This window comes from Streptomyces sp. NRRL S-920 (assembly GCF_000717945.1).
Taxonomy (GTDB): Bacteria; Actinomycetota; Actinomycetes; order Streptomycetales; family Streptomycetaceae; genus Streptomyces; species Streptomyces alboniger.
Genome location: NZ_JODF01000041.1, coordinates 17,179 through 43,467 on the forward strand (window position 1 = coordinate 17,179; position 26,289 = coordinate 43,467).

General features: G+C 72.7%; 20 protein-coding genes. 16 read left to right on the forward strand and 4 right to left on the reverse strand.

Going from position 1 to position 26,289, the window contains the following annotated elements:
- The first annotated feature begins 9 nt into the window (after positions 1–9).
- From IG54_RS0125820 to IG54_RS0125885, 14 genes are all read left to right on the forward strand, one after another.
- Positions 10–1,236, forward strand: coding sequence for a beta-ketoacyl-[acyl-carrier-protein] synthase family protein (locus IG54_RS0125820; RefSeq protein ID WP_030789123.1), 1,227 nt, complete (start codon positions 10–12; stop codon positions 1,234–1,236).
- Positions 1,233–2,375, forward strand: a complete 1,143-nt coding sequence (locus tag IG54_RS0125825; RefSeq protein WP_030789125.1) for a beta-ketoacyl-[acyl-carrier-protein] synthase family protein — start codon at positions 1,233–1,235, stop codon at positions 2,373–2,375. The genes IG54_RS0125820 and IG54_RS0125825 overlap by 4 nt, the downstream gene beginning before the upstream one ends.
- A complete protein-coding gene (locus IG54_RS0125830) occupies positions 2,372–3,373 on the forward strand; it encodes a beta-ketoacyl synthase N-terminal-like domain-containing protein (protein ID WP_037897712.1) in 1,002 nt (333 codons plus the stop codon). Before IG54_RS0125825 ends, IG54_RS0125830 begins: the two co-directional genes overlap by 4 nt.
- Positions 3,370–4,251 (forward strand): alpha/beta fold hydrolase, encoded by an 882-nt coding sequence (locus IG54_RS0125835; RefSeq protein WP_051819958.1) that lies wholly within the window; start codon positions 3,370–3,372, stop codon positions 4,249–4,251. The genes IG54_RS0125830 and IG54_RS0125835 overlap by 4 nt, the downstream gene beginning before the upstream one ends.
- Positions 4,251–5,258 (forward strand): hypothetical protein, encoded by a 1,008-nt coding sequence (locus IG54_RS0125840; RefSeq protein WP_030789132.1) that lies wholly within the window; start codon positions 4,251–4,253, stop codon positions 5,256–5,258. Before IG54_RS0125835 ends, IG54_RS0125840 begins: the two co-directional genes overlap by 1 nt.
- The gene (locus IG54_RS0125845; protein WP_030789134.1) at positions 5,255–6,316 is read left to right on the forward strand and encodes a beta-ketoacyl synthase N-terminal-like domain-containing protein; all 1,062 of its coding nucleotides are present in this window, start codon (positions 5,255–5,257) and stop codon (positions 6,314–6,316) included. Before IG54_RS0125840 ends, IG54_RS0125845 begins: the two co-directional genes overlap by 4 nt.
- The gene (gene fabG, locus IG54_RS0125850) at positions 6,309–7,055 is read left to right on the forward strand and encodes a 3-oxoacyl-[acyl-carrier-protein] reductase (RefSeq protein ID WP_030789137.1); all 747 of its coding nucleotides are present in this window, start codon (positions 6,309–6,311) and stop codon (positions 7,053–7,055) included. Before IG54_RS0125845 ends, fabG begins: the two co-directional genes overlap by 8 nt.
- Before the next feature lie 82 nt (positions 7,056–7,137).
- Positions 7,138–7,854 carry a 2-hydroxychromene-2-carboxylate isomerase gene (locus tag IG54_RS0125855; protein ID WP_037897715.1) on the forward strand — a complete coding sequence of 239 codons (717 nt, stop codon included), beginning with the start codon at positions 7,138–7,140 and terminating at the stop codon, positions 7,852–7,854.
- A gap of 41 nt (positions 7,855–7,895) precedes the next feature.
- Positions 7,896–8,156 carry an acyl carrier protein gene (locus IG54_RS0125860; protein WP_030789141.1) on the forward strand — a complete coding sequence of 87 codons (261 nt, stop codon included), beginning with the start codon at positions 7,896–7,898 and terminating at the stop codon, positions 8,154–8,156.
- Positions 8,153–8,488: a hypothetical protein gene (locus IG54_RS0125865; protein ID WP_030789143.1), complete on the forward strand. Its 336-nt coding sequence runs from the start codon at positions 8,153–8,155 to the stop codon at positions 8,486–8,488. Before IG54_RS0125860 ends, IG54_RS0125865 begins: the two co-directional genes overlap by 4 nt.
- Positions 8,479–8,904 carry a DsrE family protein gene (locus tag IG54_RS0125870; protein WP_158708929.1) on the forward strand — a complete coding sequence of 142 codons (426 nt, stop codon included), beginning with the start codon at positions 8,479–8,481 and terminating at the stop codon, positions 8,902–8,904. Before IG54_RS0125865 ends, IG54_RS0125870 begins: the two co-directional genes overlap by 10 nt.
- The gene (locus IG54_RS0125875; protein ID WP_030789148.1) at positions 8,905–9,288 is read left to right on the forward strand and encodes a hypothetical protein; all 384 of its coding nucleotides are present in this window, start codon (positions 8,905–8,907) and stop codon (positions 9,286–9,288) included.
- A 20-nt stretch (positions 9,289–9,308) separates the two neighbouring features.
- Positions 9,309–9,776, forward strand: coding sequence for a hypothetical protein (locus tag IG54_RS0125880; protein ID WP_030789150.1), 468 nt, complete (start codon positions 9,309–9,311; stop codon positions 9,774–9,776).
- Positions 9,773–10,285 (forward strand): 3-hydroxyacyl-ACP dehydratase FabZ family protein, encoded by a 513-nt coding sequence (locus IG54_RS0125885; RefSeq protein WP_051819962.1) that lies wholly within the window; start codon positions 9,773–9,775, stop codon positions 10,283–10,285. Before IG54_RS0125880 ends, IG54_RS0125885 begins: the two co-directional genes overlap by 4 nt.
- On the opposite strand, the gene IG54_RS39390 is transcribed toward IG54_RS0125885, so the two are convergent.
- The 3 genes from IG54_RS39390 to IG54_RS0125900 all read right to left on the reverse strand — a co-directional run bounded on the left by IG54_RS39390 (position 10,271) and on the right by IG54_RS0125900 (position 23,844).
- Positions 10,271–11,593, reverse strand: a complete 1,323-nt coding sequence (locus tag IG54_RS39390) for an ATP-binding protein (protein WP_030789156.1) — start codon at positions 11,591–11,593, stop codon at positions 10,271–10,273. The genes IG54_RS0125885 and IG54_RS39390 overlap by 15 nt on opposite strands.
- 133 nt (positions 11,594–11,726) lie before the next feature.
- Positions 11,727–12,221 carry a DUF3995 domain-containing protein gene (locus tag IG54_RS0125895; RefSeq protein ID WP_030789159.1) on the reverse strand — a complete coding sequence of 165 codons (495 nt, stop codon included), beginning with the start codon at positions 12,219–12,221 and terminating at the stop codon, positions 11,727–11,729.
- A 154-nt stretch (positions 12,222–12,375) separates the two neighbouring features.
- Positions 12,376–23,844: an amino acid adenylation domain-containing protein gene (locus IG54_RS0125900; RefSeq protein WP_051819964.1), complete on the reverse strand. Its 11,469-nt coding sequence runs from the start codon at positions 23,842–23,844 to the stop codon at positions 12,376–12,378.
- A gap of 166 nt (positions 23,845–24,010) precedes the next feature.
- Between IG54_RS0125900 and IG54_RS38295 the strand changes: the two genes are divergently transcribed.
- Together IG54_RS38295 and IG54_RS0125910 are read left to right on the forward strand one after the other, a co-directional pair.
- Positions 24,011–24,604, forward strand: a complete 594-nt coding sequence (locus IG54_RS38295) for a DUF6191 domain-containing protein (RefSeq protein ID WP_037897717.1) — start codon at positions 24,011–24,013, stop codon at positions 24,602–24,604.
- On the forward strand, positions 24,601–25,977 hold the full coding sequence (locus IG54_RS0125910; protein WP_051819966.1) for a cation:proton antiporter: 1,377 nt from the start codon (positions 24,601–24,603) through the stop codon (positions 25,975–25,977). Before IG54_RS38295 ends, IG54_RS0125910 begins: the two co-directional genes overlap by 4 nt.
- A gap of 3 nt (positions 25,978–25,980) precedes the next feature.
- Here the strand turns inward: IG54_RS0125910 and IG54_RS0125915 are convergent, their stop codons facing one another.
- Positions 25,981–26,277, reverse strand: a complete 297-nt coding sequence (locus IG54_RS0125915) for an SCO5918 family protein (RefSeq protein WP_030789167.1) — start codon at positions 26,275–26,277, stop codon at positions 25,981–25,983.
- Positions 26,278–26,289 lie beyond the last annotated feature (12 nt).

Consider the following 26,289-nt stretch of genomic DNA (forward strand, 5'->3'; position numbering starts at 1 on the left):
GAGGAGCTGATGGCGTCACGTGACAGGCGGGTGGTCCTGACCGGCCTCGGAGTGCTGTCGAGCATCGGGACCGGGGTCGAGGAGTTCACCGCCGGCCTGCGGTCCGGGCGCAGCGGTGCCGGGCCGATCACGGTGTTCGACACCGCCGGCTTCGAGCACTCCACCGGCTGCGGGCTCGGCGAGTTCGACGCGGAGGCCTGGATCCAGAACCTTCCCGTCGACTCGCTGGGCCCCGCGACCCGGTTCTCCGTGTCGGCGGCGCGGATGGCGGTCGCGGACGCCGGTCTCGACCTCGGGACGCTGCGCGAGCGGCCCGGCATGATCTCCATCGGCACCACCGACGGCGAGTCGCGCGATCTGGACGAGCTGGTGGAGACCCAGCTGGCCCACGGCCACGCGGCGATGGACCCACGGGTCGCGAGCCGTCTGCGGGCCGCCCGGCTGTCCTCGGCCGTGGCCCTGGAACTGGGCCTCACGGACGTGGAGGCGGTGACCATCCCCACCGCGTGCGCCGCCGGCAACTACGCCATCGGCTACGGCTACGACGCGGTCCGCTCCGGGGACGTCGACTTCGCCCTGTGCGGCGGCGCGGACGCCATGTGCCGCAAGACCTTCGCCGGTTTCTACCGGCTCGGCACCATCGCCCCCGACCTCTGCCGCCCCTTCGACGCCGACCGCAAGGGCATCCTCACCGGTGAGGGCGCGGGCGTACTGGTCCTGGAGGACCTGGAGTCGGCGCTCGCCCGCGGGGCCCGCATCTATGCCGAGGTGCTCGGTTACGGCCTCAACTGCGACGCCTACCACCAGGTCGCGCCGGACCTGTCCAGCGTGGCCCGGGTGATGTCGCTCGCGCTGGAGAACGCGGGCGTGCAGCCGCACGAGGTCGACCTCATCTCGGCCCACGGCACCGGTACGAAGGCCAACGACATCACGGAGTCGCAGGCGATCCGGGAGATCTACGGCGACGAGCCGCCGCGCACGGTGTCGGTCAAGTCGATGCTCGGGCACACCATGGGCGCGGCGAGCGCGCTGGCCGCGATCGCCTGCGCGCTGGCGATCACCCACCGCTTCATCCCGCCGACCATCAACCACAACCGCACCGACCCGGAGTGCCGGATCGACTGCGTGCCCAACCACGCCGTCGAGGCGGACCTGCGGATCGTGCAGAACAACGGTCTCGGCTTCGGGGGCAACAACGCGGTCGCGGTCCTGGGCCGGTACGAGGAGTCCCGTTGAGCGAGCACGCAGGCTGGCCGATCGCCGGAACCGGCGCGGTGGCCGCCATCGGCCGGAGTCCGGCCGAGATCTTCGATTCCCTGTGCGCGGGCACGTCCGGCCTGCATCCGATGCGGGGCTTCGAGCGGTCGTACTACACCGGCGACCGGCTGTACGAGATCGATGACCGGGGCGCCACCGGGGACGTACCGGGCCGGGCCACCGCCTTCCTCCTCGAAGCGATCGCGCAGGCGCTCGCCGAGGCCGGTCTCGACGAGCGGCTCGGCGACATCCCGGTACTGGTCGGCACCGGGCTGCGGGAGCTGCGCTCGGTCGAGCTGTGGGCCCGCGGCGAAGTCCCGTACGCCGCGGGGGAGCTGCACTTCGGCACCGCGCTGCGGGAGCGCTTCGGCGCGACCATGACCCACACCTTCTCCAATGCCTGCTCGGCGTCGCTCTACGCGCTGTCGCTGGGCACCGACCTGCTGGCGGCGGGCGCCGAGACCGTGGTCGTGGCCGGTGTCGACGCCGTCACCGAGAGCATGGTGGGGATCGCCGACCGGCTCCAGTCGGTGGCACCCGACGCCGTACGCCCCTTCGACCGCAACCGGATGGGCACGATCCTCGGCGAGGGCGCCTCGGCCGTGGTGCTGCGCCGCACCGAGGACCCGGCCCGTCCGGCCCTCGGCCGGGTGCGCGGCGTCGCCGTCAACTGCGACGCCCACCACACCACCGCCCCGGAGCCCGGCAGCATCGCCACCGCGATCCGCGACGCGCACCGCAGGGCCGGTGTCACCCCCGAGGACATCGACCTGGTGATGCTGCACGGCACCGGGACCCACGCCAACGACGCCGCCGAAGCCCGGGCCATCCGGGCGGTGTTCGGCCCCGCCCCCCAGAAGGCACTGATGACGGCAATGAAGTCGATGACCGGCCACACGTCCGGAGCCTCCGGACTGCACAGCCTGATCGTCGCGCTGCGGGCCATGGAAGGCGGTCTCGTCCCGCCGACGCTCGGTCTGGACGAACCGATCGAGGACGTCGAGGAGTTCCGGATCGTGCGGGACGCGGCCGCACCGGCGGACCTGGCCCTCGCGCAGGTCAACGCCTTCGGCTTCGGCGGGATCAACGCGGTCGCACTCGTGGCCGGCCGGCGATGAGCGCGGTCGTCACGGGCGTGGGCCTGGCCGTGCCGGGCGCGCGGACCGCCCCGCAGCTCACCACGCACACCGCCGAGGGCGCCGAGCCGTTCGACCCCGCGGCCCTGATCGGCAAGAAGGGCCTGCGCTATCTGGACCAGGCGACCCGGCTCGCGCTCTGCGCCGCGCGGGACGCGCTGAACGCCGCCGGTCTGATGACCGGCGACGCACGGCTGGCCACGCCCCCCGGCGGCGGCGCCCCGGCCGTGGCCGCCGAGCTGCTGGTGCCCGGCGAGTCGGTCGCGGTCGTCGTCAGTTCGAACTTCGGCAACCTGGACTCGGTGTGCGAGGTCGCCACGGCCATCGCCGCCGACGGCGGCACCCGGCTCCTGAGCCCCGTCTACGCCCCGCGCCTCTCGAGCAACGTCACCGCCTCCGAGATCGCGATCAGATTCGGGCTGCGCGGCCCGAACCTCATGCTGTGCAACGGCCCGACCTCCGGCCTCGACGCGGTGCACTGGGCCACGGTGCTGCTGGCGGCCGGCCGCGCCCGGCACGTCCTGGTGGTCGGCGCCGAGCCCGCCAACGACGTCGTACGCCGCCTCACCGGGCACGCGCACCCGCTCGACGGCGCCGCGGCGCTGGTCCTCGAGTCCCCGGCGGCCGCGGCCGGGCGCGGTGCCCCGGTGCTCGCCGGTCTCGACGGCTACGTCCGCACCGGCTCGCTCGCCGACTGCCTCGCCGCGCTCGGCGGCGCCCCCCATGCCTGGCTCGCCCCGCGGCAGGCGCCGACGGACGTCCTGCCGGGCGTGCCCCGGCACGATCTGGAGGACCGCTGGGGCGCGGCGTCGGGCGCGCTGGGGGTCCTCCAGTGCGCCGCCGCGGTGGGGCACTTCGCCGCGGGCGGCGGCGGCCCGGTGTACGCGGTCGCCGGTACGGACGTCGACGACGCGGTCGCCGGGCTCGTCCTCACCGCGCCGGGCGGCGCGGGGAGCGAAGACGGGGTGGCCCGCGCGTGAACGTGGCGTCCCCGGCCGACGGCATACGGCCCGTGCTGCTCCGTCAGCGCACGATCAGCGACGGCACGGGGCCCCGCGTACTGCTGCTGCACGGCATGGCCGACAGCGCCACCGTCTGGGAGCGGCTGCTCGCGCTGGCCCCCCGGCACGCGGAGCTGCGCCGCGCCGAGATCCACACGGCCGAACTGCCCTGGCGCGGCACCGGACCGTCCGACTGGGCGCACCGCCTCGACTCCGCCGCCTGGCTCGCCGAGACCCTCGACGAACTCGCGGACACCGTGGGCCCGGCCGACGTCGTGGTGGCGCACTCCTTCTCCGCCATGCTGCTGCTCGACCTGGCCTGTGGCGCGTCCGCGCGCACCGGGCTCGCCGGGCGCCCGCTGCAAGGGATGCTCCTGCTGTCCCCCTTCTTCCGGCCCCGGCCCGAGGACTTCGACTGGCACACCATGGCGGGGCTGCCCGAGCAGTTCGTCCGCACCATGGAGGAGGGCATCCGGGTGGCGGCCGGACCGCGGTCGAAGCCGGAGCTGCACCGCGCCCTGGCGGAGCGGCTGTGCGAGACGATCGGCCCCTACGGCTGGTCGCGGTTCTTCGAGCTGTACCTGCGCACGCCGTGGCTGCGCACCACCGAGGTGCGCACACCCGTACTGGTCGTGTCCGGCGCCGAGGACCGCATCGCGGTGCCCGGGGAGGCACAGGACCTGGTCGCCCGGATGCCCTCGGCGGCCCTGCACACGATCGAGGAGACCGGCCACTTCCCGATGGCCGAGCGGCCCGCGCGGTTCGCCGACGCGCTCGGCGGTTTCCTGCGACGCATCCGCGCCACCCCCGAAGCGGCCGGGGAACGGCCCCGTTCAACGCTAATGGAGCGAATCTGATGGCTGACATCGACACCGCGGTCAAGAACGTGCTCACGGAGACCACCACGGTCACCCTCACGCCCGGCTACGAGGGCGCGAACATCGGCACGTACATCGGCTTCAAGCACGTCAACTACCTCGTCGAGAAGGCGGTCATCGAGCACTTCCGGCGCCAGGGCCTGCCGGTCGGCGAGCTGTACGAGAAGTACGGCCTCGGCTTCGACCTCGTCGACCTCGAAGCCCGCCTGCGCGGCGGGGTGTTCGTCGACGACGAGGCCTCGCTGGAGGTGCGGCCGGTGACGGGCGACGACGACACCGCGTTCCGGTTCAAGGTGGCGATCACCGTCCTGCGCGACGGCGAGCCGAAGAAGATCGTCACCGCCTCGGCGGCGGCCGTGCTGCGCCGGGACGAGGACGACCGGCGGCTGCCGGGCCGGGTGCCGGCCCCCGCCGCGCTCGACCGCTTCACCGTGGCCACCCTCGGCACCCCGGAGCCCGGCGACGCCGTCCCGGCCACGGGCGAGGCCCTGCCGTCCGGCGGCTCGACCGACCAGGACCCCGTACTCGACCAGCTGCTCGCCGGGCGCAACGGCCACGGCTGGAAGTTCCGCGTCCCGTACCCGTACGTGCACTTCTTCAGCCGCATGCACATGTCGTCGTACCTGCGGCAGATGGAGGAGGCCAAGCACCGCTTCGTCGACGCCCGCGGCATCTCCATCGGCGCGCAGCTCGCCGAGCGCAACTGGATCCCGGCGGTCACCCACTCCCGCATCGAGATCCTCGGCGAGGCCCTGCTCGAAGAGGACCTCTACACCGTCTACACGGTCGAGAGCATCTTCAAGAACCTGCTCTACACCTCGCGCATGGACTGCTACGTGGTGCGCGAGGGGCACCTGGTCAAGATGGCCACGGGTGTCATCACGCACGGCTACGGCGTCGTGGAGAACGGCAACCAGGCCCGGGTCGTCACCTGGGACGACCGGATCGACCGGGCCATCAAGGGCCTGCCCGGCGAGGAGTCGTGACGACGCCCGTCATCACCGCCTGGTCCGCGGTCTCGCCCTTCGGCCTCGGCCGGGGGGCCTTCGCGGCCGGTGTCGCCGCGGGCACGTCCGCGGTGACCCGGCCAGATGACTGGCCCGTCCCGCGGCAACGGGTCGCGCAGGTACCGGGCTTCGTCACCGCCGAGGTGCTCGGCCGCAAGGGCACCCGGTCGATGGACCGGGTCTCGGCGCTGACCGCGGCCGCCGCCGACGAGCTGCTCGGCGCCGACAGCCGCCACCGCGAGGTCGCGGCCGGTGAGCGGGCGGCGCTGGTGCTCGGCACCACCGCGGGCAGCAGCACGAGCATGATGGACATCACCCGGGACACGCACACGCGCGCGATGCCGTTCCACATCGACACGCCGCGGATCCCCAACGCCATCATGAACAGCTCCGCCGCGCAGTGCGCCATCCGGCACCACCTCAAGGGCCCCAACACGACCGTCGCGGGCGGCAGGGCCGCCGGACTGTTCGCGCTGCGCTACGCCCTGCGGCTGCTCTCCTTCGGCCACGCCCGCTCCGTGCTCTGCGGCGGCGCCGAGGAACTCACCGAGGACCGCGCCTGGCTGGAACACCTGTCCGGTGACCCGGACCGGCCGACCACGCTCGGCGAGGGCTGCTCACTGCTGCTCCTCGAACCCGCCGCGCCCCCGGACGCGCCGGTGCTCGCCGAGGTCCTCGGCGTCACTCTCGGCGTGTTCCGCGACGGCGAGCAGGACGCCGCGCTCGCCGACTGCCTCGACCGCGCCCTGGCACGGGCCGGGGTCGCGGCGGCGGACCTGTGGGCCGTCTCCCCCGCGGTCGGGCAGGGCGAGGTCCGCCTCGACGGACACGCCCCGCTGATCCTGCCCGGCGAGGAGGCCTGGGGGGACGCCGGCGCCGCGGCCGCCCCGTTCCAGATCGCGTCCGTGCTGGCCGCGGCCGAAGGGGACCCCGCAGCCCGCGGACGTGTGGCGGCGGTGCTGTCGGCCGACCGGGACAACGTTCTCGGCTGTGCCCTTTTCCGAATCGCGAAGGAACCAGGGAGTACCCATGCCTGAAACCCCGTCACCGGTCGCACTGGTGAGCGGCGGATCCCGTGGCATCGGCCGGGCGGTCGTGCGCCGTCTGGCCGAGGACGGCTACGACGTCGCGTTCTGCTACGTCAGCGCCGAGGAGCCGGCCAGGGAGCTGGAGAAGGAGATCGCCGAGCTGGGCCGGCGTGCCGTCGCCACCCGGGTCGACGTGACCGACGCCGAGGCCGTGCGCGCCTGGGTGCGCGAGACGGCCGACGAACTCGGCCCGATCGACGCCGTGGTGACCTCCGCGGGCGTCACCAGGGACAGCGCGCTGGTGCTGATGGCGGACGAGGACTGGCACACCGTCCTCGACATCAACCTCGACGGCATGTACAACGTCTGCCGCTCCGCGATCTTCGACATGATGAAGAGCCGCTCCGGAGTGATCGTCAACCTGTCCTCGGTGGCCGGGGTGAAGGGCCACGCCCGGCAGACCAACTACGCGGCAGCCAAGGCCGGGATCATCGGGTTCACGCGCTCGCTGGCCAAGGAGGCGGGCCCCTACGGGATCCGCGCGAACGTGGTCGCCCCCGGGTTCATCGACACCGACATGACCTCCGTACTGCCCGAGAAGGCGACCAAGAAGGCCATCGAGGAGACGGCGCTGCGCCGCATGGGCCGGCCCGAGGAGGTGGCGGACCTGGTGTCGTTCCTGGTCTCGCCCCGCGCGGCCTTCGTCACCGGCACGGTCCTCGAGATCGACGGCGGCATCTCGCTCTGACCCGAGCGGCACCCGCTCCGACCGAGGGCACCCCGCTCAGCTCCGAGCGGCTCTCGCTCCGACCCGAAAGGAAGCCACCGACATGGCCCGCAAACCACCGCGCTGGTACTTCTCGCTGCGCAGCCCGTACTCGTGGTTCGCCTACCGCGACCTGATGGACCGCTACCCCGACGTGGCGGACGCGATCGAGTGGATCCCGTTCTGGGAGCCGGACAGTCACACGCAGGCGCTGCTGGACGAGGACGGCGTCCAGTTGCCGATCGTCGACATGTCCCGTGCGAAGAACTTCTACATCCTCCAGGACGCCCGGCGGCTGGCCGAGGCCCGCGGACTCGCCGTCACCTGGCCGGTGGACCGCGACCCGAACTGGGAGATCGCCCACCTCGGATACCTGGTGGCTCAGGACGCGGGCCTCGGCCGGGAGTACGTGGCGCTGGCCTACCGCGCCCGCTGGCAGCAGAGCAGGGACATCACCGACCGGGCCGTCATCGCCGAGATCGCCGCCGAACTCGGCCTGGACCCCGCTTCGGTCGCCGACGCCTCGGACGACCCGAAGCTGCGGCGGCTGGGGGCCGAGGCGCTGACCCGCTCCTACAAGGACGGCCTGTTCGGCGTCCCCTTCTTCATCCATGGCCACGACAAGTTCTTCGGCGCCGACCGGCTGCGCGCCTACGTCGCGAAGGTCCGGGGCGAGGAGCCGGGCCCCGACACCTACCTCACCTGGCTGGACGAGGCGGGCCTGGAGCCCGAGCCGATACGGGCCGGCGGGGACGCCGGACACGCGGGCGGCTGCGGCTGACGCCGCGACCACCGCGCAGACCAACAATGGAAGGGATTCCCATGACCGCCGAAGCCACCCTCGACACCGCAGAGCTGCGCGAACTGATCGCCGATGTCCTGGAGGTCGACGGCGAGTCGATCACCCCGGAGATCGACTTCGTCCGCGACCTCGGCGTCGACTCCCTCCTCGCCATGGAGCTGGCCGTCACCCTGGAGCGGCACTACCAGGTCAAGATCGAATCGCATGAGATCGGCGAGGTGCGGACCCTGTCCGACATCTCCGCGCTGCTGCTCCGCAAGCTGGGGAAGTCGGCGGCGTGAGCGAGGACCACCCGGCCGAGCGGTACCTGCTGGTCGAGACCCAGTCCGGCACCACCGCGGAGCGCTTCCTCGCCGACGCCGCCGCGCTCGCCGGCGCCGGTGAGCAAGTGCGCCTGTTCCTCGCCTCGGACGGCGTCGCGCTCGGGATCCGCGGGGCGAGCGCCGGGCTGCCGCGGTTCCTCGGCGCGGGCGGGCAGGCCTGGATCGACGAGTTCACCCTCGCCCACCGGGCGCTGCACGCCGCGCCGCTGGCCCCCGGCGTGCGCACCACCGGCATGGGCGACGTGGCGGACTGGCTCCTTGAGCCCGGCACCCGGGTGGTGTGGCACTGACCATGGCCGTGACCGTCGAACGCCGCACCTGGGACGTGCTGGTCGTCCTCAGCGCGCCGCCCCACACGTCCGATGCGCTGACCACCGTGCTCCGCCTCGCCCAGGCCGTACTGGACAGGGAGCACACCATCAGGGTCTGGGCCTGCGGCTACAACACCATCCTGACCCAGGGCTCGCTGGGCGACACCAAACCCGCCGACCTGCGCGACCCGGCGACACCGGCGCCGACGGCCGGGGCGTTGATCCGGGGCCTGCTCACCGCCTACAAGGGCCGGTTCAGCTGGATCGTCTGCACGGCGTGCAGCGCGGAGCGCGGCGCCGGGAACCACATCGCCGAGGTCCGGCTGCGCTCCGACGCCCGCCTCGCGGCGACGATCGGCGCGGCCCGCCGGACCATCTATATCGGAGGTGCGTAGGTGGCCTACCTGGTCATCATCGACCGCGGCTACCGCGGCAGCGCGGAGGCCCAGTTCTTCGACGCGCTCTACGGCGTCGAGATGCTCGGCGAGCAGCTCGGCGGCATGGACGTGGTGCTGCGCGGCACGAGCGTGACCGCCGCGCTGGCCGGCGCCGCGCCGCCGCCCGCCCTGCGGGTGGGGCCGACGGTCCTGAACACCCTCGGGGACCCGCGGCGGTCCGTCGGCGCGCTGGTGGACAAGGGGGCGGCGGTCTACGTCGACGAACCCGGCCTCGCCGCCCTCGGCCTGGCCGACGCCCCGCTGCTCCCCGGCGTCACCAGGCTGGACACCGCTCGGCTCGCCGCTCGCTGGGGGGAGTACGCCGGGGTGTGGTTCCTGTGAACGGGCGACGTGCGGTTCCCGTGCGCGGGCGACGGGGATACGCCCGGCCGCTCGACGGCACCGACCGGATCACGGCCCGCGCCGAGGCGGACGAGCTGCTGATCGAGGCGGCCAAGGTGGTGCGGTCCACCGACCCCTACCTCGCCGGGCACTTCCCGGAGGTCACCCTCTACCCGGCGATCTTCCTGCTCGACGGCATCCGGCAGGCGGTCGGCGCCGAACTCCACCGCTCCCCCGCGCTCACCGCGCACCTCGGCCCGGACGGCCCTGACGGCACGGACAGCGCGGAAGGCGAGTGGCTCGAACTGGGGTCGCTCGACTCCGCGCGGGTCCTCAGGCCGATGCTGGAGGGCGACGAACTCCGGCTGCTGATCCGGGTGTCGGCCGGTCGTCCGGGCGCCCTGCGGGCCGCGCTCGACTGCCGTCGCGGCGACGGCGAGCAGGTCGCGAAGATGACCGTCGAACTCGTACGGGGAGGAACCTCATGAACTCCGGGTACGCGCGGCTCCTCGCGCTGCTCCCGGTCCGGCACCCGATGGTGCTGGTGGACCGGGTGCTCGACTTCGACCACGGCCGCGCCATCGAGACCGCCAAGGCCGTGACCGGCAGCGAGCCGTGCTACCAGGACATGGCCGAGGGCCTGCCGGCCGAGCGGTACGCCTATCCCCGGTCGATGGTCCTGGAATCCTTCGGGCAGTCCGCCGCGCTGCTCTGGCTCGGCAGCCGCGGCCCGGAATCCGAGGAGGACCGCCTGCCCATGGTCGGCCGGCTGCGGCACTGCGCGTTCAACGGCGCAGCGTACCCCGGTGATGTGATCCGGCACCGCGTATGGGTCGAACGGCTGGTGGACGACAACGCGTTCATGGCGGGCGAGAGCCGGGTCGGCGATCAGGTGCTCCTCACCGTGGGTTCCCTGATCGCCGTGGCCCGCCCGGCCGCCGTGGTCACCGGGGCGGCGACCTCCGCCGCCGCCCCGAACGCCTCAGGCGAGCATTAGCGTGCGGGCCTCACCGGCGTTGCGCTCCATGGCCCGCGCGAACGCCTGCAACACCCGGGGCATGGTGAACCTGCGTCCGCCCGCCTCCGCCACCAGGTGCTCCGACTCCAGCTGCGCGGTCAGCCGGTCGGCCTCGGCGAGGGGTATCCCGGCGAGCGCCGCACCCGCCTCCAGCGTGAACCCGGTCTCGTCCACGAGGCCGATCTTCCGGAAGAAGCGCTTCGCGTCCAGGCCGAGTCTGCGGTACGAGAACTCCAGTTCGTCCTGGATGGAGCTGCCGCTGTCGCCGTCGAGCGCGAGGGAGAGCAGTTGGCCGCCGTCGCGCATGGAGCGGACGAAGCTCTTGAAGCCCTGTCCGGGCCGGTCGGTGAACTTCACTGCGGCCAGCCGCAGCACGAGCGGCAGATACCCGCACAGCTCGGCCAGTTCCTCCAGCTCGGCGCGCGCCTCCACCAGGTGGGCCTCGTCGATGACGGCGCTCAGCACCGCGCAGGCCGCCTCCGAGCTGAGCGCCTCGAGGACCAGCCGCTGCGCGGCCTCCCTGGCCACGAGACCGGACATGCGGTTCCGGCTGGTGACGATGGTCCGGCAGTGCTCGCCGGTCGCGAGGAGCGGGCGGACCTGCTCGGCGTCGCAGGCGTTGTCGAGGACGACGAGCATGCGGCGCCCGGCGATCAGCGAGCGGTACCGCTCCACCCGGCGCCACGGGTCCTTCGGGCAATCGTCCTCGTGCACACCGAGGCTGCCGAGGAGCACGCCCAGGGCCTGCTGGCTGTCCAACGGGCCGTGCGGGCCGCGCAGATCGACGTAGAGCTGGCCGTCCGGGAAGTCGTCGATCAGGCGGTGCGCCCAGCGGACCGCGAACGCGGACTTGCCGACGCCGACCGAGCCCGTCACGAGGAAGACACCGCTTCCGGACTGCCGCCGGAACAGCTGTTCCGCCACGTCCAGTTCGGCCGCCCGGCCCGCCAGGAACGGCGCCCCGAGCGGGAGGTGCCGGGGCACGCTCCACCTCTGCGGCTCCTCGGCGGGAGGCACGTCCCGGGCGGGCCTGCCCTCGGCGCCCTCCGTCGCTCCCGTGGCGTAGAGCGCTCGCCAGTGGGCGAGCCAGCGCTCGGTCGCCTCGGCCACCTTCTCCTGCGGCTGCCCGCCGTACACCAGGCAGGCCGTCACGAATGCCGAGACGAATTCGGAGCGCGGCAGCTTGTCGCCGCGCAGAATCGTCGAGACCGTGCTCCGCGGCAGCGCGTCGACCTCGTCCCCATTGGCTGCCCTGGTCGTCCCGCCCAGTTGCTGTAGGCGGCGCATAGAAGGCTGCCCGACGTTCAGTCGAAGTTCACGCAGCTGCTCTACGAATTCCGATGCATTTACAGGTGTCACCACGACAATCACCCCCGAAATTGTCGAATTTTTAACTACAAGTTGTGGGCGCTTCGCCCACTCAGTGCCGGACCACGGGTCCTGATCCCGATCGGTCCGCCATACCCTTGCCGAAGCTTCTCGCCGCCATCCCGAACAGCACCCCACCGAGAATGAACCACGGGTTCCACACCGCGAGCGTCCAGAACTTCTGCGCGGCACTGACCTCGCCGACAGCCGAAACACCGGCGAGGAGCAGCACTTCGACGAGCACGCCCCGGAACAGCAGCAGTGCGCAGATCGCGAATCCGACCAACTGGAGCAGCCGCCACCGCCGCCCGCGCACACCGCGTCGCCTCAGACCCAGCGCGATCGCCGAGCCGATCAGGCACAGGAGGCCCACGCCCCAGAGCCCGCCGGCCACGAACCAGGCCGGCCGCTCGGAGGCGAGTCGCTCACCGGACGAGACGTCGAGACCGACTTCCCCGCCGAGAGCCCAGAAGAAATGCAGAGCAGCGAAAATTACCGCCCAGCCGGCAGCAAGATACCCATGGCAGCGTGACCCACTGAACCGCAACCCCCGACCCCCGTATTGCGACTGTCCCCCGAATTGTTCTCGGTGGTGCCGACGTTCTCTCATCGGCAAGGGACAACGCAAGCATACCAGTGCGGCAATACTTGTGAACTGCGCCACGATGACGGTTTGCCGGGGGCCGGGCCTCCTACCTGCCTCACCAATCAGTTGTCCAGAGTTTCGCCTGAAGTGCCGGGGCGATTTGCTCCAGTGCCTTCGGTTCCGTCATCTGATTGTGTTCGCAGTCGACCTCGACCTCCGTGATCTGACCTGTGATCAGGGACTGCCAGGTCAATGCGAAGTCCGGTTCATTCGGGTGGGTGCGCTTCGCGGTGAAGAACAGCAGGTCGGTGTCGACAGGACGGGTGAACGGCACCTGGAGCATCCCGGTGGCCCTGCGGAGGATCTCCGGCAGCGCGGCCAGGCTGCTCTCGCCCAGACCGGCGAGCGGATGGTCGATCTCGCGCAGGAAGGCGTGCACCTGGGCGAAGTCGAGCTGCTCGCCCTCCACTTGGGGCAGGTCCAGACCGACGTAACGCAGCGCCTGGAACATCACCCCGGCGTCCGGGTCGGTGTAGTCGGCCCCGGGGACCGTGGTGTCGAGCATGGCCAGCAGGTGCACATGCTCGCCCTGCTCCCGCAGCAGCCCGGCGATGACATGGGCGGTCGCGCCGCCGGAGGACCAGCCGAGGAGCTGGTACGGCCCGTGCGGCTGCACCTCGCGGATGTGGGCGACGTAGTCGGCGGCCATCTCGTCGATCGACGCGGCGTACCCGCCCTGCCCGTCCAGGCCGCGGGCCTGGATCGCGTAGACCGGCTGGTCCTTCCCCAGGTGCCGCAGCAGACCCGAGTACACCCAGCCGAGCCCGGTCGCCGGATGCACGCAGAACAGCGGCGGGCGGCTGCCCTCGGCGCGCAACGGCATCATCACCTGGAGCGAGCCCGCACCGGAGTTCTCCTGGCCGCTCGCGTCGAGGCGGTCGGCGAGGGCCGCGACCGTCGGCGCTTCGAACAGGGTCCGCACGGCGAGGTCGACGCCGAGCCGGTCCCGCGCCTTCGCCACGAGCCGGGTGGCGAGCAGGGAGTGCCCGCCCAGCTCGAAGAAGCTGTCGTCGATGCCGACCTTCGGCGCCCCGGTCACCTCGGCGAACAGGTCGCACAGCGCCTGCTCGCGGGCGTCGCGCGGCCCGCGTCCGTCGGCGGACCGCGTGGCCCCCGGCGCCGGCAGCATCCGCCGGTCCAGCTTTCCGCTGGCCGTCAGCGGCAGCCGCTCCAGCGGCACGACCGCCGACGGGACCAGGTGGCCCGGCAGTTCCCGGCGCGCGAACTCGATCAGCGCGGCCGGCTCCGCCTCGCGGCCCTCGACGGCCACGGCATAGGCGACCAGGGCGGTGTCCCCCTGCTCGTCCTTCCGGGCGATCACCGCGACCTGGGCGACGCTCTCGTGCCGGGCGAGCACGGCCTCGGTCTCGCCGGGTTCCGCCCGCTGGCCACGGATCTTGACCTGGTCGTCGACCCGGCCGATGAACTCCAGCTGGCCATCAGCGCCCCAGCGCACCAGGTCGCCGGTGCGGTACATGCGCTCCCCCGCGCCGCCGAAGGGGCAGGCGACGAAGCGTTCGGCGGTCATCCCGGGCCGCCCGAAGTAGCCCCGGGCGAGACCGGCTCCGGCGAGATACAGCTCGCCGGTGACGCCGGGGGGCACCGGGTTCATGCCGTGGTCCAGCACGTAGGTGCGGTAGTTGGTGAGGGCCCGGCCGATCGGCGCCACCCCGGCGGCGTTGCCGTCGTCGTACCACTCGGTGGCGTAGACGGTGGCCTCCGTCGGGCCGTACAGGTTCGCGATCCGCACGCCGGGGGCGGCGGCCCGCAGGTCGTGCACGAGCCGTGGCGTGACCGCCTCGCCCACCAGGATGACGGTGCCGATCCGCAGGCGGCCGCCGGTGGCGAGCGCGGCCGCCATCGCGGACGGTGCCGTGCAGACCAGGCTCGCCTCGGGGCGGTCCTCGTCGGCGAGGGCGAGGACGTCGCGCACCACCTCGATGGCGCCGCCGTGCAGCAGCGGCAGGATCAGGTCCGACACCGAGACGTCGAAGGTCGCCGAGGTGGTGGCCAGCGTGGCGGCGAACACGTCCGCGGAGAAGGCCTCTCCCGCCCACGCCGACAGGTTCGCCACGGCGCGGTGCGCGACCACGACGCCCTTGGGGCGCCCGGTCGAACCCGAGGTGTAGATGACGTAGGCCGCGTCGTCGGGGCGCAGCGGCGCCGTCCGGTCCGCGTCGGTGAGGTCACCGTCGTCGAGGCGGCTGAGCGCGGCCTCGGTCTCCGGGTCGTCGAGGACGATCCGGGGCAGGCCCTCGGGCAGCACGGCGGCGCCCGCGCGGTCGGTCACCGCGAGCACCGGGCGGGCGTCCTCGACCAGGTAGCGCACCCGCTCGGCCGGGTGGCCGGGGTCGATCGGCACATACGCGGCACCGGAGTTGAGCACCGCCCACATCGCGACCGGCAGCCGCTCGTCCCTCGGCAGGGCCAGCGCGACCCGCCGCTCCGGGCCGCAGCCGTGGGCCACGAGGAGCCTCGCAAGACGGTTGGCACGGGACCGCAGCGCGTCGTAGCTCAGCCGTGTCCCACCCGCCCGTACCGCGATGGCGTCGCCGTCGCGGGACGCGGACGCGGCGAACAGCTCGGGCAGGGTGGCCGAGGGGACCGGCGCGGTGGCGCCGTTCCACTCCTCCAGGATGCGCTTGCGCTCGGCCGCGCCGAGCAGTTCGACCTGGCTGATCCGCTGCTCCGGGTGGCCGGTGATCGCCTCCAGCATCAGCAGCAGCCGATCGGCGATCATCTGCACGGTCTCCCTGTCGAACAGGTCGCCGCTGTACATCAGCGCGCCGCGGGCGCCGCCCTCCCGGCCGTCCTCGTGGTAGCGGGCCGTCAGGTGGACCGACAGGTCGAACATGGTGGCGTCGGTGCCGACCTCGAAGGCCTGTGCGGCGAGGTCGGGCAGCCGCAGCTCGGTGTCCCGCGTGTTCTGGAAGGCGAACATCACCTGGAACAGCGGGTGCCGGGCCGCGGACCGGTCCGGGTTGAGCGCCTCGACCAGGTACTCGAAGGGGAGGTCCTGATGGGCGTACGCGTTGACGTTCGCCTCCCGCACCCGGTCGATGACCTCGCGGAACGTCGGATCGCCGCTGGTGTCGGTGCGCAGGACCAGCGTGTTGACGAAGAAGCCGACGAGGTCGTCGAGGGCTTCGTCGGTGCGCCCGGCGATGGGTGAGCCGACGGGGATGTCGGTGCCGGCGCCGAGGCGGGTCAGCAGGGCGGCGAGCGCCGTCTGGACGACCATGAACGCCGTCGCGTTGCAGTCGACGGCCAGCTTGTTGATCCGGGCGTGCAGCTCCGGGCCGTAGCCGAAGTCGACGCTGCCGCCGGCGTAGCTCGGGGTCTTCGGCCGCTGCCGGTCCGTCGGCAGCGGCAGCTCGTCCGGGATCCCGGCCAGCGCCCGGCGCCAGTAGGCGACCTGCTCGTTGACGAGGCTGTCCGGGTCGTCCGTGCGGCCCAGCAGATCACGCTGCCACAGCGCGTAGTCCACGTACTGCACGGGCAGTTCGGTCCACTCGGGCGTCCGGCCCGCGCAGCGCCTCGCGTACGCGGCGCTCAGGTCGCGGGCGAGCGGGACGAGCGACCAGCCGTCGCCCGCCACGTGGTGCAGGACCAGGACGAGCATGTGCTCGGTCGGGGAGAGCGCGAGCACCCTGACCCGCAGCGGCAGGTCGGTGCGCAGGTCGAAGTCCCGCTCCGCGATCCGGGCGATCGCGGCGGCAAGCTCGTCGCGGCCGACCTCGCGCACCTGGAAGTCGGGCCGTATCTGCTCCGGGTCGAGGATCCGCTGGTGGGGGACGCCGTCGGTCTCGGGGAAGACCGTGCGGAGCGTCTCGTGCCGGACGGTGACGTCGGCGACGGCCGCGGCCAGCGCCTCGTGGTCCAGGGGGCCCGTCAGCCGTGCCGCCATCGGCAGGTTGTAGGCGGCGTTCGAGCCTTCCAGGCGGTTGAGGAACCACAGCCGCTGCTGGGCGTGGGACAGCGGCACCCGCTCCGGGCGCGGTCCGCGCACGATCGGCGGCCGCCGGCTGTCGCCCGAGCGGTCGAGGATCTCCACGAGACCGGCCACCGTCTGCGTCGTGAACAGGTCGCGGATCGCCAGGTCGACACCGAACGTGACCCGGACCAGGGAGATCAGCCGGGTCGCCATCAGGGAGTGGCCGCCGAGGTCGAAGAATCCGTCGTCGATGCCCACCTCGGGCAGGCCGAGGATGTCCGCGAAGATCCGGCAGAGCGTCTCCTCGCGCTTGTCGCGCGGCCCGCGTCCGGCCTTGCGGCCCTCGTGGTCGGGTGCCGGGAGCGCCCGCCGGTCCAGCTTTCCGTTCGGGGTCAGCGGCAGCTCGTCCAGGACGACGAAGGCCGCCGGGACCAGATGCTCGGGCAGCAGGCCGCCGAGGAACTCGCGCAGCGCCGTCGGCTCGGGCCGCTCCGCGCCCGCCGGGACGACGTAGGCGAAGAGCCGGGTGTCGCCGGAGGGGTCCACGCGCGGTACGACGACGGCGTGCCCGACGCGGTCGTGCCGGGCCAGGGCCGCCTCGATCTCGGCGGGCTCGACGCGGAAGCCGCGCACCTTGACCTGGTCGTCCGCGCGCCCGAGGAACTCAAGCTGGCCGTCGGCCCGCCAGGCCGCCACGTCGCCGGTGCGGTACATCCGCTCCCCGGGGCCGCCGAAGGGGCAGGCCACGAACCGTTCGGCGGTCAGGCCGGGGCGGTGCAGATAGCCGCGGGCCAGCTGGGCACCGGCGATGTACAGCTCGCCCGCGACGCCGGGCGGGACCGGGCGCAGCGTGGAGTCGAGCACGTACAGGGCGGTGTTCCACACCGGGCCGCCGATCGGCACGGAGACCGCGCCGGGCTCGTCGCGGCACTCCCACGCGCTCACGTCGATCGCCGCCTCGGTCGGCCCGTACAGGTTGTGCAGGCCGGTCCCGATCGTCGTGCGGGCCCGCTCGGCCAGTTCGGCCGGCAGTGCCTCGCCGCTGCTGATCAGGCGGCGCAGGTGCGGCAGCGCGGCGGCGGCGGGTTCGGCGGCGAACACGGCCAGCATCGACGGCACGAAGTGGGCGGTGGTGACGCGCTGTTCGCTCATCAGTTTGGCCAGGTACACGGGGTCCTGGTGTCCGCCGGGCTTGGCGACCACCAGCGTGGCGCCGTTGAGCAGCGGCCAGAAGAACTCCCATACCGACACGTCGAATCCGGCGGGGGTCTTCTGGAGCACCCGGTCGGTCCCGTCGAGCCCGTACTGGTCCTGCATCCACATCAGCCGGTTGACGATGCTCGCGTGCGAGACCACCACGCCCTTGGGCGCTCCGGTGGACCCGGACGTGTAGATGACGTACGCGGGGTGCTCCGGGAGGCAGCGGCCCGGGGCGGCCGCGAGGGCGTCGCCCGTGTGCTGTGCGCCGAGGAGGGGGTGGTCCTCGGTGAGGGTGAGCACCGGGCGGGCGTCGTCGAGCAGGTACTGGATGCGCTCGGCGGGGTAGCCGGGGTCGACCGGCAGGTAGGCGGCGCCGGTCCTGAGGACCGCGAGCAGCGTGACGACGAGGGTCTCGGAGCGCGGCAGCACCACGGCGACGCAGGTCTCCGGTCCGGCGCCCTGCTCGGCGAGCAGCCGGGCGAGCCGGGCCGCGCGCTGATCCAGCTCGGCGTAGGTGAGTTCGGTGCCCTCGAAGACCACCGCCGTGCGGTCGGGGGTTCGGGCCGCCTGGGCGGCGAACAGGTCCACCAGGGTGGTGCGCGGCACCTCGTGCGCGGTGTCGTTCCAGCCGCGTACGACCTGCTCGTACTCGGTCTCGTCCAGCAGGTCGGCCGCGCCGATCCGCTGCCCGGGGTCGTCGGCCAGCGCGGTGAGGATCCGTGCCAGCCGGTCCGTCAGCCGCTCGACGTCCGCCGCGTCGAAGAGGTCGGTGGAGTACTCGACCATGCCTTCGAGGCCGCCCGGGGCGCCGTCCTCGGCGACGGTCTCGCGGAGGTGGACGGCGAGGTCGAACTTGTTCTGCACGATCCGCTCGACGGGCTCGGCGCGGGCGGTGAGGCCGGGGAACGCCGGTTCCGGCGGGGTTCCGTGCAGCGAGAGCAGTACCTGGAACAGAGGCATCCGGCCGGCCGAGCGGTCGGGGTTGAGGAGTTCGACCAGCCGCTCGATCGGCACGTCCTGGTTGGCGTAGGCGTTGAGGTTCGTCTCGCCGACGCGGTCGAGCAGCTCGCGCCAGGTGGGGTTGCCGCTCGTGTCGGTGCGCAGCACCAGTGTGTTGAGGAAGTCGCCGACGAGGTCGTCGAGCGCGGTGTCGGTGCGTCCGGCGACCGGCGTGCCGAGCGGGATGTCGGTGCCGCAGCCGAGCCGGGTGAGCAGGGCGGCGAGGCCTGCCTGGGCGACCATGTAGAGGCTGGTGCCGGAGGCGGTGGCCAGCTCGGCCATGCTGCGGTGGGTCCGCCGGTCGATGCGGAACGACAGGGTGGCCCCGTGGTACTCGCCGCTCGTGCCGCGCGGCCGGCTGCCGGGCAGCCGCAGGTCCTCGGGCAGATCGGCCAACGTCCTGCGCCAGAACGCGATCTGCTCGCTGACGAGGCTGTCCGGGTCGTCCTCGCGGCCGAGCAGCTCCCGCTGCCACAGCGCGTAGTCCACGTACTGCACGGGCAGCGGCGCCCAGCGCGGCTTGCGGCCGTCGCGGCGGGCGGCGTAGGCGTCCGTGAGGTCGCGGGTCAGCGGGCCCATCGACCAGCCGTCCCCGGCGATGTGGTGCAGCACCAGCGCCAGCACGTGGTCGTGCGGCGACAGCGCGAACAGGGTGGCGCGCAGCGGGAGTTCCTCGGCCAGGTCGAAGACGTGGCCGCAGGCCTCCGCGAGGTGGGCGGGCAGTTCCGCGTCGGTGGTTTCGATGACCTCCAACTCGATGCGGGCCTGCTCGGGGGCGACGATGTCCTGATAGGGGGTGCCGTCGAGGTCGGGGTAGCGGGTGCGCAGCGACTCGTGGCGGTCGGACACGTCCTGGATGGCGGCGGCCAGTGCCTCGCGGTCGAGCGCACCGGTGAGCCGCATCGCGATCGGCATGTTGTAGGTGGCGCTTCCGCCCTCCAGCCTGCTGAGGAACCACAGGCGCTGCTGAGCGTGCGACAGCGGTACGCGCTCGGGGCGGCGCCGGCGCACCACCGGCTGCCGCCTCGTTCCCTCGGCCTTGTCCAGCACCTCGCTGAGCCCGGCCACGGTCGGCGTCAGGAACAGGTCGCGGATGGCCAGGTCGACGCCGAGGGCGTCCCGCACCCGGGAGACCAGGCGGGTGGCGAGCAGGGAGTGGCCGCCCAGGTCGAAGAACCCGTCGTCGATGCCGACCCGGGGCAGGCCGAGGACCTCGGCGAAGATCCGGCACAGCGTGGTCTCGCGGTCGTCGCGCGGGCCGCGGCCCGCGGTCTTGCCGATGACGGCGGGTGCGGGCAGCGCCCGCCGGTCCACCTTGCCGTTCGTGGTCAGCGGCATCCGGTCGAGCACGACGAACGCGGTCGGCACCAGGTAGTCGGGCACCGCGCGCCGCAGGTGCTCGCGCACCGACTCGACCAGCGCGTCCGAGGCGAGCACGGCGGCCGGGGCGTTGGTGTGCGCGGGGCCTTCGGCGGCCGGGCGCGCGCCGGGGCGGTAGCCGGTCACCGGCGCCGCGCCGGGTGCGCCGAACGCCACGTCCAGGGTGCCGCCGTCGCGGTCGGCGCCGTTCCAGGTGACGGTGGTGCGGTAGCCGGCCTCCTCGCCCAGGGCGGTCAGTTCGGCCGGTTCCGGCAGCCCGGAGGTGTCCGTCGTCAGGGCGGCCTGAGCGGCCGTCAGGTCACCGGCTTCGAGCGCTCGTACGGCGGCCAGCTCACCGGCGATCCGGTGGTTGGGGACGCCGGTGACGCGCAGGCCGTCCGGCCGTGCCGCCAGCGCGGCGCGCAGCGCGTCCATGTCGCTGATGTCCCGGCCCCAGGCGAGGTCCTGGACGGCGCCCGGCTGGGCCTGGGGCGCGGTGCGCAGCACCACGTCGTAGCGGTGTCCGGTCAGTTCGTTGCGGTCCGTGCCGTACTTGACCGCGAGGTCCGCGGCGGCGGGCAGGCCGGTGAAGTAGTCGGGGTCGACGAGCAGTTCCGTCTCCCGCGCCACGGCCAGGTCGACGGTCTTGCGCACGTCGGCGGCGTCGCGGACCGCGGCGTCGGTGGCGAGCAGTTCGACGGAGGTGCGCAGGGCGCGGTGCAGGCGGAGGTTGCGCACGTCACCGACGAACACGTTGCCGCCGGGGACGACCAGGCCGAGCGCCTGGGTGAGTACGTCGGTGAGGTAGTCGGCGCTGGGGAAGTACTGGATGACGGAGTTCACGATGACGGTGTCGAAGAACCCGGTGGGCAGACCGTCGAAGAGGTGCGCCGCCTGGGCGCGCAGCTCGACGCGGCCCGCGAGGTCGGGGTCGCCCTCCAGCTGGGCGCGGACCCGCTCGATGACGACCTCGGAGATGTCGGTGCCCCAGTAGGACTCGCAGTCCGGCGCCAGCGGCGCGAGGAGCAGGCCGCTGCCCACGCCGATCTCCAGGACGCGGCGGGGGCGCAGTTCGCGCACCCGGGCCACGGTGGCGTCGCGCCACCTGCGCATCTCGTCGAGCGGGATCGGCTGCCCGGTGTAGCTGCTGTTCCAGCCGGAGAAGTCCTCGCCGAGACCGCCCTGGCCCTCGTGGTGGGCGTCGTACGTGGCGTCGTACGTGGCCTGCCAGTTGCCGAGCTGCTGCTCCTCCGCCGCCTCGTCCCGGTCGGCGTCGTTCTCGGCCGGTACGAGGTACGCGGCCAGCTGCCGGTCTCCGGGACGGTCCTCCCGCGCCAGCACGGCGGCCTGCCGCACCCCGGGGTGCCGGGCCAGTACGGACTCGACCTCCCCCGGCTCGATGCGGAAGCCGCGGATCTTCACCTGCGCGTCGGCGCGGCCGACGTAGTCGACCTGTCCGTCGGCGCCCAGCCGGGCGAGGTCCCCGGTGCGGTACATCCGCTCCCCGGGACCGCCGAAGGGGCAGGCCACGAACCGCTCCGCGGTCAGGCCGGGGCGGCGCAGATAGCCGGCGGCCAGGCTCGCGCCCGCGACGTACAGGTCTCCCACCACGCCCGGCGGCACCGGGCGCAGGGCCTCGTCGAGGACGTAGACCCGGGTGTTGTCCACCGGCCTGCCGATCGGGGGGCCGTCCGGGCCGGACAGCCGCTCGCTCATGGTCGCGATGACGGTCGTCTCGGTGGGGCCGTAGGCGTTGAACATCCGGTTGCCCGGCGCCCACCGCTCCACGAGCGCGCCGGGGCACGCCTCGCCCGCGACCGACACGGTCAGGCCGGCCGGCAGCACGCCCGAGGGCATCGCCGCGAGCACGGACGGCGGCATGGTGAAGTGCGTCAGGCGCCGGTCCCTGATGAACTCGGCCAGCTCCTGTCCCGGCATGAGCTGGTCGGCGGAGCGCAGGTACAGCGTGCCGCCGTTCAGCAGCGCCATGCAGCAGTCCCAGAACGCGACGTCGAAGCTCGGCGAGGAGAACTGGAGCACCCGGCTGTCCGGGCCCGCGCCGAGGCGCTCCCGCTGGCTGCGGACCATGCTGGCCACGCCGCTGTCCGTCACCACCACGCCCTTGGGCTTCCCGGTGGATCCCGAGGTGTAGATCACGTAGAGCGGGCTGCTGAGCGTGCGGTTCGACGGCAGGCCGTCGGTGCTGTGCCGGTCCAGCTCGGTGCGGGTGTGCTCGTCGTCGAGTACGAGGAGGGTGCTGGGGCTGGTGCCGGAGTCAGGGTCAATGCCCGACCCGCCGGAGGGCAGCCGTCCGGTCAGTTCCCCGGTGGTGACCGTCAGGACCGGGCGGGAGTCCTCCAGCATGTACGCGATGCGCTCGGCGGGGTAGCCGGTGTCGACCGGGAGGTAGGCGGCCCCGGCCTTGGCCACGGCGAGCATCGACGTCACCAGCTCCACCGAGCGGGGCAGCGCCAGCGCCACCAACTGGCCGGGGCCCGCGCCGCGTTCGGCGAGCAGTCGGGCCAGCCGGTTGGCGGCGGCGTCGAGTTCGCCGTAGGTCAGGGTGGCCGCGTCGGACACCAGCGCGACGGCGTCCGGGGTCTCGGCCGCGCGGGCCCGGAACAACTCCGCGAACCCGGCCTCGGGGACGTCCTGCTCGGTCCGGTTCCACGCCTCGAGCACCTGCTGGCGCTCGCCCGGCAGCACCACGTCCACGGCGCCGACCCGCTGTTCCGGATCGGCGGCCATCGCCTCGAATACGTGGACGAGGCGCGCGCCGAGCCGCTCCACGCTCTCGCGGTCGAACAGGTCGGTGGCGTACTCGATCGTCCCGCCGAGGCCCAGCGGCCGCCCCTCGCCGTCGAACTGCTCGCCCATGCTGAAGGCGAGGTCGAACTTGGAGGTCTCGGTGTACAGCTGCTCGCCCTCGACGACCAGCCCCGGCAGCCGCAGCTGCGGCAGCGTGTTGTTCTGGAACGCCAGCATCACCTGGAACAGCGGGTGCCTGCCGAGGGTCCGGTCCGGTCGGAGGATGTCGACCAGTCGCTCGAACGGCAGCTCCTGGTTCGCGTACGCCCCGAGGGCCGTCTCCCGGGACCTGGCGATGAGCTGGCGGAACGTGGGGTCGCCGTCGGTGTCGAGGCGCATCACCACGGTGTTGACGAAGAAGCCGACCAGTTCGTCGAGGCCTTCGTCGGTGCGTCCCGCGATCGGCGAGCCGAGGGGGATGTCCGTGCCGGCGCCCATCCGGCTCAGCAGTGCGGCGAGGCCCGCCTGCACCACCATGTACAGACTGGCGTCCGACCGCGCGGCCAGTTCGGACAGCTTGCCGTGCAGCTCCGCGCTCACCCGGAACGGAACGTTCCCGCCCTGGTTGCCGGCCGCGGCGGAGCGCCGCCGGTCCACCGGTAGCCGCAGCTCGTCCGGCAGCCCGGCCAGCGTCTTGCGCCAGTACTCGACCTGCTCGCTGATCAGCGATTCCGGGTCGTCCTCGCCGCCGAGCAGCTCCTGCTGCCACAGGGTGTAGTCGGCGTACTGGATCGGCAGCTCGGGCCAGTCGGGGGCCCGCCCGGCGCGACGCGCCTCGTACGCGGTGGTGAGGTCCCGGGCGAGCGGGGCCATCGACCAGCCGTCCGCCGCGATGTGGTGGATCACCAGCGCCAGTACGTGCTCGCGCTCGGACAGGGCGAACAGCCGCGCCCGGATCGGTATCTCCGCCTCCAGGTCGAAGGCTTCGGCGGCCAGCTCGGCGAGTTCGCCGTCCAGCCGCTCCGGCGCGACCTCGGTGACGGCCGCCTCCAGGCGGGTCGCGCCCGGGGCGAGGATCTTCTGGCCGGGTACGTCGTCCTTGCTGACGAAGACCGTACGCAGCGGCTCGTGCCGGTCGATGAGGTCCTGCAACGCCGCGACGAGTGCGGTCCGGTCCAGCTCACCCGTCAGCCGAAGGACGGCCGGCATGTTGTAGGTGGCATTGGGCCCTTCCAACCGGTTGAGGAACCACAGTCGCTGCTGTGCGTGCGAGAGCGGGATCATCAATTCTCCTCGGGCTGCGCAGGCGCTAAATCTCCACTGGAGGCTCTGCTGTACGGACATGCCGTGCAAGGCCTGAGACGGCACTGGACGAAACGGGACACCGGATCCTGGTGAACGGGATCCGGTTGCCGGATAGCGTCGACCTCGTCAGCAGGAGGCCTATCCGATGTCAGTTGTATGGAGCGAGGCCGTCATACCCGGGCTCGCGTTGTTGCTGTTCATCTGTTGCGGGACGGAGTTGGTCCTGCGCCGCTTCTTCAAGGGGCGCAGCATCCTCTTCCGGCGCAGCAGCGCGCGGCGCCCTTTGACGGGCCACGCGTTCGACGAGTTCAACCTGATCTTCAACGGCAACAAGCTGGTCGAGATCAAGCAGCAGCAACAGCAGGAGATGCTCCGCGACGATGAGGGCGACGGCGCGCCCCCACGCACGCGGATCGACCTGAACAAGGGCATCGCGAGTGTGGTCCTGCCCGGTGAGAACGGGGCTGGTGATGCCTGGGGGGCCGGGGGTGACCGAGCGCCGGTTGTGGGTGGCCGCTCGGGGGCGCCGGACGCGGATAGCCGCGCGGAGGCGTTGGGCGCCAGCGAGCGCTCGGAGGCGCCGGGCGCGGATGGCCGCTCGGAGACGCCGGACGCAGATCGACCCTCGGAGGCCCCGGACGCGGATAGCCGCGCGGACGCCCCGAACGCCAGTGAGCGCTCGGAGGTGCCGGGCGCCGGCGAGGGCGGCCCGGACGCGGAGGAAGGGTCCTCCCGGTGACGCCGTCGCAGACGCTCTACCTGCTCCTCGACCTGGCCCTGATCCTCGGCCTCGCGCGCCTACTGGGCGCGGCCGCGCGGGCGTTGGGCCAGCCCGCGGTCATCGGCGAGATACTCGCCGGGGTCCTGCTGGGCCCCACCCTGCTCGGCGCCCACTTCGCGGACACCCTCTTCCCCGCCGACGTACGGCCCCTGCTGAGCGCGCTCGCCGGAGTGGGCCTCGCCCTGTTCATGTTCGCCGTCGGGCTGGAGATCGACCTCGGCGTCCTGCGCGGCGGGGGCCGGGTCACCCTGTGGGCGACCACCTTCTCGACCGTGCTGCCGCTCGGCCTGGGCGCCGGGCTCGCGTGGCTGCTCGCGGACACCCACCGTCAGGGCCCGCTCCTGGCCTTCGTCCTGTTCTTCGCGGTCGCCATGGCCGCGACCGCGTTCCCCGTACTCGCCAGGATCATCGCCGACCGCGGACTGACCCGCACCCGGCTCGGCACGACCGCGCTGACGTGCGCGGCCATCACCGATCTGCTGGTCTGGATCCTGCTGGCGGTGGCGGCGGCCGTGGCCACGGGGGAGGACCTCGACTGGCGTCTGGTGCTCCTGGTGCCGTACGTGGTCCTGATGATCACGGTCGTACGTCCGCTGCTCCGCAAGGCGGGCGGGCTGAGCGGGCGCAAGAGGAAGCGGGGCGCGGGATTCACTGCGTCCGGCGCTTCCGATGCTTCCGGCGCTTCCGGCGCTTCCGATGCTTCCGGCGCCTCCGGCGAGAGCACGAACCTCGTGGTTCTGGTGCTGGCCGGCCTCCTCCTGTCGTCGGCCTGCACCGAGTGGCTGGGCCTGCACTACATCTTCGGAGCGTTCCTGTTCGGCGCCATCATTCCGCGGGACGGCCACACCGCGCTGCGCGAAGGCGCGCTGCAACGGATGGAGCCGCTGTCCCGACTGCTCCTGCTGCCCGTGTACTTCGTACTGGCCGGCCTCAAGGTCGACCTGTCCGAACTGGACCTCACGGACCTCGGCACCCTGGCCGCCATCCTGGTGGTGGCGATGGCCGGAAAGCTCCTCGGCACCTACGTCGGGGCGCGTCTCGGGGGCTTCGGCAGACGGCCGGCGGCCGCGCTCGGCGCTCTGCTGAACACGCGCGGCCTCACCGAACTGGTGGTGCTCGGCATCGGCTTGGAACTGGGCCTGCTGGACGGGACGCTCTACTCCCTGATGGTGGTCATGGCGGTGGCGACCACCGCGCTCACCGGCCCCCTGCTGACCCGGATCCTGCCGACGACAGGAAAGAACGGGGCACCCGCCGAGCAGCCCGCGCCGACAACCCCCGGCGCACAAGAGGCCTCACCCCGTGAAGCGGTCCCGGCAACCGACAAGTGACGTCTACGCGCCGAGCAGGGCGGAAGCCCGTCCCATCGGAGAGAGGTCGGACGTGGGCGCGGCGACGGGCAGCCCGCGGCAGGTGAAGCCGAGCTGACGCATGGCCCGCAGTACCTCGCCGGAGCTGAAGTCGCGGCGGTCCTGGCGGGTGATGACCTGCCCGACCTGCTTGACGGGGTAGGTGCGGCGGCCGATGATCACGGACTCGCCGATGACCTCCTCGGGCTTGACGCCCTTCATGGTCTCCAGGACGCCGCTCTTGGTGAGGTCGAACGGGAAGCGGGCGATGACACAACGCATGGATGCCTCACA

Bases quoted from the DNA above. Each gene is read 5' to 3' on its own strand.
- IG54_RS0125820 (WP_030789123.1), top strand. From the start codon at position 10: ATGGCGTCACGTGACAGGCGGGTGGTCCTGACCGGCCTCGGAGTGCTG.
- IG54_RS0125830 (WP_037897712.1), top strand. From the start codon at position 2,372: ATGAGCGCGGTCGTCACGGGCGTGGGCCTGGCCGTGCCGGGCGCGCGG.
- IG54_RS0125840 (WP_030789132.1), top strand. From the start codon at position 4,251: ATGGCTGACATCGACACCGCGGTCAAGAACGTGCTCACGGAGACCACC.
- fabG (WP_030789137.1), top strand. From the start codon at position 6,309: ATGCCTGAAACCCCGTCACCGGTCGCACTGGTGAGCGGCGGATCCCGT.
- IG54_RS0125855 (WP_037897715.1), top strand. From the start codon at position 7,138: ATGGCCCGCAAACCACCGCGCTGGTACTTCTCGCTGCGCAGCCCGTAC.
- IG54_RS0125860 (WP_030789141.1), top strand. From the start codon at position 7,896: ATGACCGCCGAAGCCACCCTCGACACCGCAGAGCTGCGCGAACTGATC.
- IG54_RS0125885 (WP_051819962.1), top strand. From the start codon at position 9,773: ATGAACTCCGGGTACGCGCGGCTCCTCGCGCTGCTCCCGGTCCGGCAC.
- IG54_RS39390 (WP_030789156.1), bottom strand. From the start codon at position 11,593: ATGCGCCGCCTACAGCAACTGGGCGGGACGACCAGGGCAGCCAATGGG.
- IG54_RS0125900 (WP_051819964.1), bottom strand. From the start codon at position 23,844: ATGATCCCGCTCTCGCACGCACAGCAGCGACTGTGGTTCCTCAACCGG.
- IG54_RS38295 (WP_037897717.1), top strand. From the start codon at position 24,011: ATGTCAGTTGTATGGAGCGAGGCCGTCATACCCGGGCTCGCGTTGTTG.
- IG54_RS0125915 (WP_030789167.1), bottom strand. From the start codon at position 26,277: ATGCGTTGTGTCATCGCCCGCTTCCCGTTCGACCTCACCAAGAGCGGC.